We start from the raw sequence: 13,031 nt of genomic DNA, 5'->3' as shown, positions 1-13,031 counted from the left end.
TACTCGACTTACGGCACTTTCTTAAAGCAGCTCTTTACGCAGCTGGGCGGGATCCTTGGGCGAGAGGAGACCCGGGGCGATGTCGAACACCGAGCGGGCGCCGGATTCGCCTTTGCTCGCCAGCCGATGCGCGGCGCGGGTGTAGGCGACCAGCGCGCTGGCAGTGAACTCGGGATTGCTGCCAAGCGCAAGCGAATATTCGATCGATTGCTTGTTGCCGTCACCGGTGACCCCGCTGCGGATGACAAAGCCGCCGTGGGGCATGGCGCTGTGATCCCGGGCGAAGGTTTCTTCATCGATGAAGTGGACCTCGGTGTCGTAGTCGGCGAAGTAGTGGGGCATGGTGACGATGGTTTCGCGCACGGTGTCGGCGTCGGCGCCCTCTTCCAGCACCACATAGCATTCGCGGACGTGCTTTTCCCGGGTGCTGAGCGTGGGCTGCTCGCCGTTGCGCACCCGGGCAATGGCGTCGTCGGAGGGCAGGGTGTATTGCACGCCCTGTTTCACGCCGTCGACGCTACGCACGGCCTGGGAATGCCCCTGGCTCAGGCCCTTGCCCCAGAAGGAGTAGGTTTCCCCCTCGGCCAGTACGGCTTCGCCGAAGGCGCGGTTGAGCGAGAACAGGCCCGGGTCCCAGCCCACCGACATCAGGGCGATAGTGCCGGCTTTTTTGGCCGGGGCATCCAGCGCGGCATGGTACTCGTTTACCGTGGCGTGGGTGTCGAAGCTGTCCACGGTGGTGAAAAACTGCGCCAGGTACGGCCCCTGCTCGGGCAGATCGGTCTTGGAGCCGCCGCAGAGCACCATGACGTCCACTTCGTCCTTGAACTGTTCCACGTCGCTCATGGAGTACACCGGCACCTGGCTGTCCAGCAGCGTGACGCTTGCCGGGTCCCGGCGGCTGAACACGCCTACCAGTTGCATGTCGGGGTTTTGCCCCAGGGCGGCTTCAACGCCGCGCCCGAGGTTGCCGTAGCCGGCAATGGCGACTCGGATGGTCTTGGCATTTGTCTCGGCCATGTAACACTTTGCCTTTTTGTCGATGAATGAAGACGTCGGTATGACTCCGCTACGTTACTCCGCTACGTTGAACACGCTTTTCAGGTAGTGGACGTATTCCGGATCGTGGGTGGCGGCCTTGCCCGGCTCGTCGGATATTTTAGCGACCGGCTGGCCGTTGCACGAGACCATCTTGATGACGATATTCATGGGCGTCACCCCGGGAAGATCGCAGGTCAGGTTGGTACCGATGCCGAAACTGGTGGAAATGCGGCCCTCCAGTGCGCACTTGGTCGCCATGGCGCTATCAAACGTCAGCCCGTCGCTGAAAATCAGCGTTTTGGTTTTGGGGTCAATGCCCAGCTCTTCATAGTGGCGTATGCATTTCTCGGCAAAGACCAGCGGATCGCCGCTGTCGTGGCGCAGGCCGTCAAACAGCTTGGCGAAGTAGAGATCAAAATCCTCGAGGAAGGCATCCAGCGTCACGGTATCGGTCAGCGCTATCCCAAGGTGCCCGCGATATTCCTGCACCCAGGACTCCAGCGCGGCGCGCTGGCTGTCCACCAGCCGGCTGCCCAGCTGCTGGTGCGCCATGACCCATTCGTGGGCCATGGTGCCCATGGGGGCAAGGTTGTAGCGCCGGGCCAGATCCACGTTGCTGGTGCCCACGAACTGGCCGGGAAACTCCTCGGCCAGCACGTCGACCACGGCCTCCTGCACCGGCTGGGACAGCCGCCGGCGGGTGCCGAAGTCCGCAAGGCGGAAGTTTTCCAGCTGGGTCGGCGTATAGTCCCGGCGCAGCGCGGCGAATTTACTCCGCAGCCGGGTAACCGCCTGGTCCACGGTGGCGTGGGGGTAAAGCACCTGGTTACGCACCTCGCTGATGATCGCCAGAATCGCGATTTCAAACAGGATGCTGTGGGTCCAGGGGCCATCAATGATGATGCACAGGTCGCTGCCCTCCATGTACATGGACACGTACTCGGGGCAAAAGCGGTACAGCTCGAGAAAGCGGATGAAATCCGGCGACATGTAAGCAAAGCTGCCCAGATACTCGGACTCGGCTGAGGTCAGCGACAGCGAGCGCAGGCTTTCCACCTGGGCACGTATCTCGTCCAGATAGGGGCTTAAGTCCTCGGCGTTGCGGCAGCGAAACTCCCACACCACGCTGGCGTTGGCGTATTTGTGATGCACGCCCTGCATCATGGTGAGCTTGTACCAGTCGGTATCCAGAAGCGAAGTAATGACCTGTTCCGGCGCGCGGTAGGTGGCCGCCATGCAAGAGACTCCTGACAGTAATAATTGACGGTAACGGCGGCAGTGGCGGGCTGCCGTTACTCTGACCCGCTGGCGTCATGATAGACGTGCCGTCGCGGTATAACGTGCGGTAACGGTATGACGTACGGTAATAACATAGCGTAAGGAAACGCGGCGGCTAGCCGACGCGGTGGCGCCTTGGCGCCTCGGGGGAGGCATCGCTGTGATCGGCGGCAGACGGGTCGTGACGCTCGCCGGTGAGGCGGTACCACTCGGCTTCGTCCAGATAGTGCAAACACCAGCGGGAAAGCGCAGCGGCGGCGGCGTCAGCGCTTTTCTGGTTGCTGCGGTAGCAGCCGGCAATATCCAGCAGGTCCTGACGGGCCGTTCGCGCCCGGGCACAGCCGCCGTGAACGCTGGCCAGCGGGCGGCGCGGGTCATAGGCCGCGTTGGTCAACGCAGTCAGCCAATAGCCCAGCTCGTGGGCCTGTATCCCACCGTAAACTGCCACCTGCCTGCTCTCCTTTGCCATTAACGTTGCCAGGCATATTCTTATGGACGCTGTTCTGAACATGAGTATACGCCCGGCACCCTAGCCTGCCCGATTCAGGCGCTATTGTCATCTACCCCGCGGCCGCTAGCCGTCAACGCCGGCGCCTGCCAGCGCTGCGCCCAGCGGCGCTTCTCGGCGGGGCTTTGCTGCTTGAGCGCGTATTCAGCCCGGCTGGCCTCGGCGCGCCCGGCAAAGGGCTGCGCCCCCAGCAGCGCCACCGGCGGATTGGCCCGGGTATAGCGTGCGCCCTTGCCGGCGCAGTGGGCGCGGTAGCGCCGGGGCAAATCGTTGGTGATACCGGCGTAGGTGCCGCGCCGGCACTCCAGCAGGTAAAGGTACCAGGGCGCCGCCGCGGGCGCGCCAGCCTGGCTCATGCCTCGCCCCCGCTTTCCTGCTCAAGCGCCCTGCCCATGCGCCCCAGAAACTCGAGGCAGGCGGCGAGCTGCGCCTTTTCGACGTATTCGTCAGGCTGGTGGGCCTGGGCGATGCTGCCCGGGCCCAGAATCAGCGTCTCGAGCCCCGCTCCCTGAAACTGCCCCGCCTCGGTGGCGTAGGCCACGGCGTGGCGCCCGCAGGTTTCGGGCAGGTTGGCCTCGACCAGCGCCAGCACCTGGCGGTTATCGCGGTCGGCAAGCCCCGGCACGGTCACGTTGAGCGCCTTCGTTTCGATCGTCAGCGGCTTATCGGCGGCTTTCACCTCGCGGATCAGCGCTTCGCAGCGCGCCTCGAAGCGCCGGTAAAGCGCCTCGAAGGTATCGCTTGGCAAATGGCGAATCTCCCACTCGAAGGTGCACTCCCGGGCGGTAATGTTGATCGCGGTGCCGCCCTCTATCTTGCCTACGTGCAGGCTGGAATGCGCCACGTTAAAGGCCTCGTCCACCCGGCCTTCCGCCACCAGCTCGGTCATGGTGTCCTCAATAAAGGTCACCAGCCGGGCGGCCACGTGAACAGCGGATACGCCCTGATCCACCTGGCTGCTGTGGGCCTCGCGCCCGGTCACCGTGGTGCGCAGGTTGGTCGCCCCTTTTTGCGCCACGACCGGCCGCATGTCCGTCGGCTCGCCGACGATGACGTGAGCGCTTGGCGCATGGGGATAGCGCTTCATGAAGCCTTCGATCAGCGCCGGCGCGCCGACGCAACCGACTTCCTCATCGTAGGAAAACGCCAGATACACTGGCCGCTTGAGCGCGGCCCTCGTCCACTCGGGCACCCGGGACAGCACGCAGGCGATAAAACCCTTCATATCGCAGGTGCCGCGCCCGTAAAGCCGATCGCCGCCGCCTTCGCGCAGGGTGAAAGGGTCGCTCGACCACGGCTGGCCCGCCACCGGCACCACGTCGGTATGGCCGGACAGCACCACCCCGCCCGGCGCTTCGGGGCCGATGCGCGCCATGAGGTTGGCCTTTTCCCCGCAGGGGCTCGTCACCCGTTCGGCGGTCACGCCGTAGCGCGCCAGGTACGCTTCGACGTACTCGATCAGCGCCAGGTTGGAACGGTGCGACGTGGTATCGAACGCCACCAGATCCTCAAGCAACGCCACTGCCTGCTCCATGCCTCACTCCGATTTAATGGCCAATGTCTTCGCCAGAGCCTACCATTCGCGCATCGGTGCGCCTACGCTGGCCGCGGCCGGCTTCTTTCTTCTCGCACCCGACAAAATATCGCCTACACTATCGCCTACACCATTGCCTACACTGCTTATGGGACTGTTTCCCCGGCGCGCCTCGCGACTCATTGCGCTCGATACCACCGAACAGGACACACCATGCCCCGCTTTTCACTTCATGCCGCTACCGCCGGGATCGCCCTCGCCTGCCTCAGCCTGCCGGCCCAGGCCGTGACCGACATTCAATGGTGGCACTCCCTGAACGGCAAGCGGGAGGCCATCCTCGAGGAAATAACCGAGGCGTTTAATAGCTCCCAGGAGGAATACCGCGTCTTCACCAGCTTTCGCGGCACCGGCAGCAAGACCGTCACCAAGGCCATTGACGCCGTTAGTGGCGACGGGCAGCCGCACATCCTTCAGGTGCCCGACGCGGGCACGGGCACCCTGATGCGAAACAATGAGGGCATCGTTTATCCGCTGCATGAGCTGATGGAGGAGCACAGCCAGCCCCTCGATACAGAAGCCCTTCTCCCGGCGATTGCGGCCTATTACCGCGACGCCCAGGGCAAGATGCCGTCGTTTCCGCTGAACGTTGCCACGCCGGTCATGTATTACAACCGCGACGTATTCAAAGAAGCGGGGCTCGACCCCGACGAGCCGCCCACCACCTGGTACGGGGTTGCCCAGGCCGCCACGGCCATTACCAACGCGGACGCCGCCGAGTGCGGCTTCACCGCCGCCTGGCCCAGCTGGATCATGCTGGAAAACTTCTCCGCCGTGCATAACCTGGCGATAGCCACTCAGCAGAACGGCTTTGGCGGGCTGGACGCCAAGCTTGCGTTCAACAACGAGGAGGTGGCACGCCACTGGGAGAACCTGCACATCTGGCAGGGCAGCGACGTCTTCCGCTGGAGCGGCGCCGACGACGGCCCCAATGCCGAGCCGATGTTTTACGCCCAGGCCTGCGCCATGTTTCTCGGCTCCTCGGCGGCCCGGGCAGACGTGTTGAACAACGCAAGCTTTGACGTGGGCTACGCCAGGCAACCCTATTACGACGACGTCGAAGGTGCGCCGCAAAACGCCATCATCGGCGGCTCGTCGCTGTGGGCACTGCGCGGCCACACCGACGCGGAATACGAGGCCGTCGCGGCTTTTTTCGACTATTTGTCAAAGCCCGCCGTACAGGCCAAATGGCACCAGAAAACCGGCTACCTGCCCATCACCAAGAAAGCTCAAGAGCTTAGCGAAGAGCAGGGGTTCTATAAAGCCAACCCCGGCGCGTCAGTGGCCCTTGAACAGCTGACCCTCAAGGCGCCCACGGCCAATGCCAAGGGAACACGCCTGGGTAACTTCATGGAGATTCGCAAGATCATCACCGAAGAGATGGAAGCCGTCATGAACGGTAAAAAGAGCGGCGAAGAAGCCACCGATGACGCCGTGAGCCGCGGCAATCAGCTATTGCGCGATTTTGAGGCCGCCAACTCATAAGGCCCGCTTGGCAGCCGTCGGCGAACCCGCTAGGGTTTATGTTAAAGGCTGAAACGCGCCGGCGGCCCTTGGCCCCGGCACCCGGCTCATCGGCTTTCACTGCGCGGAGCGACCATGATCACCGTTTACCTCTCCCACGGCCTGGAAAGCGGGCCCGGCGCGCTCAAGGTGCAGGCGCTCAAGGGCGTCGCCGAGCGGCTCGACAACGTCGATACCGTGGTAATGGACTACCGCCAGCAGCCCGACCCTCGCGACCGCCTCGAACACCTGCGCCGCACCCTGGCCGAGCGCGGCGACGACCCCGCCCGCTGCGTCATGGCCGGCTCCAGCCTCGGCGGCTGGGTCAGCGCCATGCTGGGGGCCGAGCACGCGGTGCTTGGCTGCTTTCTGCTGGCGCCGGCGCTGGGCATTGCCGGCTACCCGGAGACCTCGCCGGTGCTCAAGGCCCAAGCCTGCCACCTCATCCACGGCTGGCAGGACGACGTCGTGGCCCCCGGCCCGGTAATTGACTACGCCCGGGATCAGCGCCTGTCCCTGCGGCTGCTCGACGACGATCACCGCCTGCACGCGAGCCTTTCGATCATCCTTGGCGATTTCGAACGCTTCCTACACCACTGTGAAGCGCTTGCCGGCTGCGAGTGAACCCGGCTCCGCCTTTTTGCCTACAGGACGCCCCATGCGCCGACTGCGCCTTTTAACGCTGGGACTCATGCTCGCGGCCCTTACCGTACCGGCCCATGCCAACGACTGCCTGGCCCCCGGCGACTGGTGGCAGCTCGGCGCCGTCACCCCGGCATCTCGCGTACTGAGCCGGGCCGCCGACCAGGACGTGGTGCTGATCGGCGAGCGCCACGACCAAATGGCCGACCACCGCTTCGAGCTCAACACCCTGGCAGGCCTCGCCGCCCACCGCGACGACATGGTAATCGGCCTTGAGATGCTGCCCCGCCGCGCCCAGCCGGTGCTCGATGCCTGGGTCAACGGCGAGCTGAGCGAAGACGAACTGCTGCGCCAAAGCCGCTGGGACGACGTCTGGGGCTTTGAAGCGGCCATGTACCTGCCGATCTTTCACTTCGCGCGGATGAACCGCATTCCGCTGGTGGCGCTGAACATTGCCCCCGAGCTGCGCCGCCGACTGGCGGACGAAGGCTTTGACGCCGTACCCGCCGCCGAGCGCCACGGCATTGCTCCGCCGGCCACTCCCAGCCCGGCCTATCGCCGGCGCCTGCGCGCGGTTTACGACGCCCATCCGCTGGAGCAGCCGTTCGCCACCTTTCTGCGCGCCCAGCTAGCCTGGGATACCGCCATGGCCGACGCCCTTGCCCGAGCCAGCGCCGGCGGCAAACTGGCCGTGGGACTCATGGGCAGAGGGCACATGCAGTACAGCGACGGCGTGGCCCACCAGCTCGACAAGCGCGGCGTACACCGCCAGATGACGCTGCTGCCGGTGCCCGCCGATACCTGCCGGCCCCAGGCACCGGGGCTTGCCGATGCGCTCTACCTGCTCGAAGCCTCGCCCGCGCCGACGGCCGGTTTCATGGAGCAGCTGGACACCGGCTAGCCGCCCGGCGCCACGCGCACCTCAAGTTCCGGCGTGCGGTGGCGAACGCGCTTTTGGGCATCCAGCAGCTCGGCCTGCAGCCGGTGCCTGCCGGGTGCCAGCCGCGGCACCCAGAACGCCTCGCTGCGCAGCGCCGACTGGCTCAGGCTGCCGTCTACCAGCAGGCGGATCTGATGGTCGGCACGCAGCGCCGGGAGCACCTCCACCTCTACGGGAAACGGCGCTTCCGGCAGAGTCGCCGCGCTGGCCGGCCGGTCAATGACAAAACGGTCGTAAGGCATGAACGGTGCGCCCGGCGACGCTTCCGAAGGCGTGTTCGACGTCGAGGCACTGCCCCCCTGCAGCGGCTTGAGCGCTACCTCGCTGCCGCCACTCTCGGCATCGTCGGTAAACGTCACGTTACCCGCCTCGTCTACCACCCGGTACACCGTTTGCGCCTGAAGCGGCCCCCAGGCAAGCGCTGCCATCAGCATGCCGACAAGCCACCCGACTCGCTTTCGCCTCATTGCGTCCCCGGTAGTGAAAACCTTAACAGCTGTAATACAGCTCAAACTCCACGGGATGGGTGGTCATGCGCAGGTAGTTCACATCCTCCATCTTGAGCGCGATGTAGGCATCAATCATCTCTTCGCTGAACACCCCGCCCTCGGTCAGGAAAGCCCGGTCCTCATCCAGCGCTTCCAGCGCCTGCTCCAGGCTCGTGGCCACGGTTGGCACCTGCTTGCCCTCTTCCGGCGGCAGGTCGTAGAGGTTCTTGTCCATGGCATCGCCGGGGTGAATCTGGTTCTTGATGCCGTCGATTCCCGCCATCAGCATCGCGGCAAAGCACAGGTAGGGGTTCGCCGTGGGGTCGGGGAAGCGCAGCTCCACCCGCTTGCCCTTGGGGTTGGCGGTATAGGGAATGCGGATCGACGCCGAACGGTTGCGCGCGCTGTAAGCGAGCATCACCGGCGCCTCGAACCCCGGCACCAGCCGCTTGTAGGAGTTGGTCGAGGCGTTGGTAAAGGCGTTCAGCGCCCGGGCGTGCTTGATGATGCCGCCGATGTAATAAAGCGCCATTTCCGAAAGCCCGGCGTATTCGTCCCCGGCAAACTGGTTGTCGCCGTCTTTCCAGAACGACTGGTGCACGTGCATGCCCGAGCCGTTATCGCCCACCAGCGGCTTGGGCATAAAGGTCGCGGTCCGGCCGTAGGCGTGGGCCACGTTGTGGATCACGTACTTCATTTCCTGAACTTCATCGGCCTTCTTCACCAGGGTGTTGAACTTGACGCCGATCTCGTTCTGCCCGGCGGTGCCCACCTCGTGGTGGTGCACTTCCACGCTCTGGCCGATGGCCTCCAGGGTGTTGCACATCGCTCCGCGGATGTCGTGGAAGCTGTCCACCGGCGGTACGGGGAAGTAGCCGCCCTTCACCCGCGGGCGATGGCCCAGGTTGCCGCCCTCGATGGCGTGATCGGCAGACCATGCCGCCTCTTCCGAGGTGATCTTGTACATCGAGCCCTGGATATCGGTCTTCCAGTGCACCTCGTCAAAGATGAAGAACTCCGGTTCCGGGCCAAAAAACGCCGTATCGCCAAGGCCGGTGGACTGCAGGTAGGCCTCGGCGCGCTTGGCGATGGAGCGCGGATCGCGGTCATAACCCTGCATGGTGGCCGGCTCGATAATGTCGCAGCGCAGCACCAGGGTCGCATCTTCGGTGAACGGATCCAGGTAGGCCGTGCCGTCTTCCGGGCGCAGCACCATGTCGGACTCGTTAATGCCCTTCCAGCCGGCCATCGACGAGCCGTCGAACATCTGGCCGTCTTCAAAAAAATCATCGTCCACGTCACGCGCCGGAATGGTCACATGCTGCTCCTTGCCGATGGTGTCGGTAAAGCGCAGGTCGATCCATTTCACATCGTGCTCTTCAATCAGGGCGAGCGTCTTGGCTGACATCGTAGCCTCCGGGTAAGCGTCACTTGGCTTGAAAACGTGCCGGCGGGCGCGGTGACCCGCACGGAAAAACTGTGGCCATTTTGTAGCACATGGCTACCGAGCGCCTAACACATTTCCAGGCGGCGAAAACCCGGACATTGTTTCAGGTGCTCAAAAGAATTGCACGTGGGAGGGTTAATGGTGGAGGTACAGCGGCCTACCTAAGCAACCAAGCTTGCGTAAGAGGCCGGCTATGCCGGGCGAAGCAGGCCGGAGGCCTGCGGAGTAGGGCCCTGCATAAGCTGCCTGGGCGGCAGCGAACATAGCGGATCATCCCCGCGGGTGCGGGGATCGTTTCTGAGCTGCCTGGGCGGCAGCTAATAACAAAAGGTGCAAGGCGGCTCCGTACAGGTCCGCTGTCGCCCCGGCAGTTCAGAGTTTCAATCCACACAACCTTGTTATAGGCTGCGACAAGCTCGCTTCAATAGGAAAACTAGCCGATATTATTGTTTAGATCCACGCGGCCCGAGCGGCCGCGACCTGAGTGCCAGGTTATCGGCTTGCACCCACTGGCAGTCTCTATCCGCGCGACCCGAGCGGGCCGCGACCCGGGCGGCGGGCGTGCAGAGCTTGAAGTGGTAGTTTCTATCCGCGCGACCCGAGCGGGCCGCGACTGCGTCGTGTACTGTACGGACTCGTCGAGCGTGAGTTTCTATCCGCGCGACCCGAGCGGGCCGCGACCGTCCAGGGCGGCGGCATCGCCGGCATCGACCGTGTTTCTATCCGCGCGACCCGAGCGGGCCGCGACCTGGGTCTGGTTGATTGCCTGGGTCTGCTGGCGCTGTTTCTATCCGCGCGACCCGAGCGGGCCGCGACCTGCTTGAGACGGTCGGTGGGGTCGATATCGGCGTGTTTCTATCCGCGCGACCCGAGCGGGCCGCGACGCTCATGTAGCGCTGGACGTCACCGGGATTGGTGAGGTTTCTATCCGCGCGACCCGAGCGGGCCGCGACGCGGTGACGGTGCCGTCCAGCCGGTGCTGGGCGCGGTTTCTATCCGCGCGACCCGAGCGGGCCGCGACCGCACCATGCTGTCGGCGTTGCCGCCGTTATCAAGTTTCTATCCGCGCGACCCGAGCGGGCCGCGACCAAATGCGTTGCGCGGCATAGCGCCTCCATGAAGTTTCTATCCGCGCGACCCGAGCGGGCCGCGACTTGGCCGTATCGAGCGGCAGGGCAACCAGCTTTATGTTTCTATCCGCGCGACCCGAGCGGGCCGCGACCTCGGTGCCAGGCTGGATAGGGTCGCCGTGTTGGTCGTTTCTATCCGCGCGACCCGAGCGGGCCGCGACTCTGCCGAGGGGTCGGCCAAGGCGCTGAGGGATGGTTTCTATCCGCGCGACCCGAGCGGGCCGCGACAAAAAAGCCCGCGCGGGATGGGCAAGACAGGATCGTTTCTATCCGCGCGACCCGAGCGGGCCGCGACACGAACGTGTAGTCCGTCTCGCCGTCGCCGAGCGTGTTTCTATCCGCGCGACCCGAGCGGGCCGCGACGATCTCCTTGAGGTTGATCGAGTTGCTATAGGTGGCGTTTCTATCCGCGCGACCCGAGCGGGCCGCGACTTGTGCGGACTGGCTGCGCTGGGCCTGCGGCGTGAAGTTTCTATCCGCGCGACCCGAGCGGGCCGCGACCCGGGTGGAATCGTGACGGCGTGGTCATGGTGTAGTTTCTATCCGCGCGACCCGAGCGGGCCGCGACGCGACACCTACGAGCTCTACATGCGCGGGCTTTACGTTTCTATCCGCGCGACCCGAGCGGGCCGCGACGTTTTTGTGATCAACGAGCTTGAGCCGCTACAGGCCCGTTTCTATCCGCGCGACCCGAGCGGGCCGCGACCGGGTCAGCGCTGGGGGCCGAGTGCGCGGACTGAGTTTCTATCCGCGCGACCCGAGCGGGCCGCGACCGTCTGCCGCTGCCATGCGGTAGTAAGCTGGTTGTTTCTATCCGCGCGACCCGAGCGGGCCGCGACGTTATCAGGGGGCATCGAGGATGTCGTCCGCCAAGTTTCTATCCGCGCGACCCGAGCGGGCCGCGACTCGGCTTTCATCCGCGCATCACGCCGGGCGAGGGTTTCTATCCGCGCGACCCGAGCGGGCCGCGACCAGCTGAGTCTTGCATCATCATCAGCATGACATCGTTTCTATCCGCGCGACCCGAGCGGGCCGCGACTCGGTGTAGTGGGTGCGCTCGATGTCGCCGTCGAGGTTTCTATCCGCGCGACCCGAGCGGGCCGCGACACCTGCAAGCAGTCGGCTGTCTTCATCTGCGTGCCGTTTCTATCCGCGCGACCCGAGCGGGCCGCGACCCTGTTGATCAGCGCGACGACGTATCCGCCACGCTGTTTCTATCCGCGCGACCCGAGCGGGCCGCGACGCTACCCTGGTTGCCGCCGACATAATAGACGCTGGCGTTTCTATCCGCGCGACCCGAGCGGGCCGCGACCGCTGTCTATCGCCAGTTCGGTACCGGCATCATCGTTTCTATCCGCGCGACCCGAGCGGGCCGCGACGCGCATCAGGTTGACGATCTCGCGGTTACGGATGCCGTTTCTATCCGCGCGACCCGAGCGGGCCGCGACCCGAGCCCGCCATCAAGGCTGAGCGCAAGCGCGCTGTTTCTATCCGCGCGACCCGAGCGGGCCGCGACTTGTCCAGCAGCACCTCGACGGCGTTATCAGCGGTGTTTCTATCCGCGCGACCCGAGCGGGCCGCGACCCGAATGGACGGCGCTGGGGCACTACCTGAGCGACGTTTCTATCCGCGCGACCCGAGCGGGCCGCGACGAGGCGAGGTCGGCAGCTTGCCAACCTTGGTTGATGTTTCTATCCGCGCGACCCGAGCGGGCCGCGACCTGTCCGACCGGCTGCAATGGCCAGCCGATGACGTTTCTATCCGCGCGACCCGAGCGGGCCGCGACGTGAACATGCTACGGTGGCAGCGGAAGACGCCGGTTTCTATCCGCGCGACCCGAGCGGGCCGCGACTGCTCCGTTATAACGCGTTGTTAAATAAAAGGAAATACCTAAAAATTCGCGAAACACGTCAATCATGAAGCACAACTTGCTGCATAAATAATGCCAGAGATAAAAAACCAACAAAAACAAGTTATTAAAGATCTGCGAACCTACCGGCAATATGCGAGACGCTAAGGGTTCGCAAGCCAAGTGTTTTGCTAAAACACAAGGGGTCCGTGCATATCCAAAGCAGGTTTGGCACCAATATGCTCAATGCGTTTTTGCCAGTTCCGGCCCAAAAAATAAAAACGCAGGCTATCAAGGTCTTCATCAATCAGACCAATCAGCTGCTGGCGAAGACGTACCCACTGATCAGGATCAACTTCGATCTCAAATACGGAAAATTGTACACGCTGGCCAACATCCCGACAGGCTTTGGCCACCCGACGCAGTCGCCTATTACCACCTTCCGATGAGGTGCTAACATCGTAGCTAACTAGAACCAGCATGGCCCGTTCTCCCTAGAGTTAAGTGGCTGCTCAGATATTTTGACGCGTAATAGTAGACCCACCGATCGCCTGGAAGCGTCTGTGGCTGTTCAAGTGCTACGTCAATAATGCACGATTAGTTATGAACAGACA

Annotated in this window: 11 protein-coding genes and 1 CRISPR repeat array; of the genes, 3 read left to right on the top strand and 8 right to left on the bottom strand. The window is 64.0% G+C overall.

Annotated features, from left to right (window positions below):
- Positions 1-21 precede the first annotated feature (21 nt).
- The 5 genes from ACZ46Y_RS01820 to argE all read right to left on the bottom strand — a co-directional run bounded on the left by ACZ46Y_RS01820 (position 22) and on the right by argE (position 4,361).
- The gene (locus tag ACZ46Y_RS01820; protein WP_311955844.1) at positions 22-1,020 is read right to left on the bottom strand and encodes a diaminopimelate dehydrogenase; all 999 of its coding nucleotides are present in this window, start codon (positions 1,018-1,020) and stop codon (positions 22-24) included.
- A 54-nt stretch (positions 1,021-1,074) separates the two neighbouring features.
- Positions 1,075-2,277 carry a nicotinate phosphoribosyltransferase gene (gene pncB, locus ACZ46Y_RS01815; RefSeq protein WP_311955842.1) on the bottom strand — a complete coding sequence of 401 codons (1,203 nt, stop codon included), beginning with the start codon at positions 2,275-2,277 and terminating at the stop codon, positions 1,075-1,077.
- A 157-nt stretch (positions 2,278-2,434) separates the two neighbouring features.
- The gene (locus tag ACZ46Y_RS01810; protein ID WP_311955840.1) at positions 2,435-2,767 is read right to left on the bottom strand and encodes a hypothetical protein; all 333 of its coding nucleotides are present in this window, start codon (positions 2,765-2,767) and stop codon (positions 2,435-2,437) included.
- A 95-nt stretch (positions 2,768-2,862) separates the two neighbouring features.
- The gene (locus ACZ46Y_RS01805; protein ID WP_311955839.1) at positions 2,863-3,183 is read right to left on the bottom strand and encodes a GIY-YIG nuclease family protein; all 321 of its coding nucleotides are present in this window, start codon (positions 3,181-3,183) and stop codon (positions 2,863-2,865) included.
- Complete coding sequence (gene argE / locus ACZ46Y_RS01800) at positions 3,180-4,361, bottom strand: acetylornithine deacetylase (protein WP_311955837.1); 1,182 nt, start codon at positions 4,359-4,361, stop codon at positions 3,180-3,182. The genes ACZ46Y_RS01805 and argE overlap by 4 nt, the downstream gene beginning before the upstream one ends.
- 213 nt (positions 4,362-4,574) lie before the next feature.
- Between argE and ugpB the strand changes: the two genes are divergently transcribed.
- The 3 genes from ugpB to ACZ46Y_RS01785 all read left to right on the top strand — a co-directional run bounded on the left by ugpB (position 4,575) and on the right by ACZ46Y_RS01785 (position 7,464).
- Positions 4,575-5,903: a sn-glycerol-3-phosphate ABC transporter substrate-binding protein UgpB gene (ugpB, locus tag ACZ46Y_RS01795; RefSeq protein WP_311955834.1), complete on the top strand. Its 1,329-nt coding sequence runs from the start codon at positions 4,575-4,577 to the stop codon at positions 5,901-5,903.
- Positions 5,904-6,017: 114 nt separating this feature from the next.
- Positions 6,018-6,545: a YqiA/YcfP family alpha/beta fold hydrolase gene (locus ACZ46Y_RS01790; protein ID WP_311955833.1), complete on the top strand. Its 528-nt coding sequence runs from the start codon at positions 6,018-6,020 to the stop codon at positions 6,543-6,545.
- A 34-nt stretch (positions 6,546-6,579) separates the two neighbouring features.
- Positions 6,580-7,464, top strand: coding sequence for a ChaN family lipoprotein (locus ACZ46Y_RS01785; RefSeq protein ID WP_311955831.1), 885 nt, complete (start codon positions 6,580-6,582; stop codon positions 7,462-7,464).
- Here the strand turns inward: ACZ46Y_RS01785 and ACZ46Y_RS01780 are convergent.
- From ACZ46Y_RS01780 to cas2, 3 genes are all read right to left on the bottom strand, one after another.
- Positions 7,461-7,970, bottom strand: a complete 510-nt coding sequence (locus ACZ46Y_RS01780; protein WP_311955830.1) for a DUF4124 domain-containing protein — start codon at positions 7,968-7,970, stop codon at positions 7,461-7,463. The two genes, ACZ46Y_RS01785 and ACZ46Y_RS01780, sit on opposite strands and share 4 nt — an antisense overlap.
- Before the next feature lie 22 nt (positions 7,971-7,992).
- Complete coding sequence (glnA, locus tag ACZ46Y_RS01775; RefSeq protein WP_311955828.1) at positions 7,993-9,399, bottom strand: glutamate--ammonia ligase; 1,407 nt, start codon at positions 9,397-9,399, stop codon at positions 7,993-7,995.
- 554 nt (positions 9,400-9,953) lie between these two features.
- Positions 9,954-12,420: direct repeats of the CRISPR family, unit length 33 nt; unit sequence GTTTCTATCCGCGCGACCCGAGCGGGCCGCGAC.
- 188 nt (positions 12,421-12,608) lie between these two features.
- A complete protein-coding gene (gene cas2, locus ACZ46Y_RS01770) occupies positions 12,609-12,899 on the bottom strand; it encodes a CRISPR-associated endonuclease Cas2 (RefSeq protein WP_311955825.1) in 291 nt (96 codons plus the stop codon).
- Between the last annotated feature and the right edge of the window lie 132 nt (positions 12,900-13,031).

The sequence above is a fragment of the Halomonas garicola genome, assembly GCF_055382465.1.
Note: the sequence above shows the minus strand (reverse complement) of the source record. Positions and strands in the feature narration are given on the sequence as shown.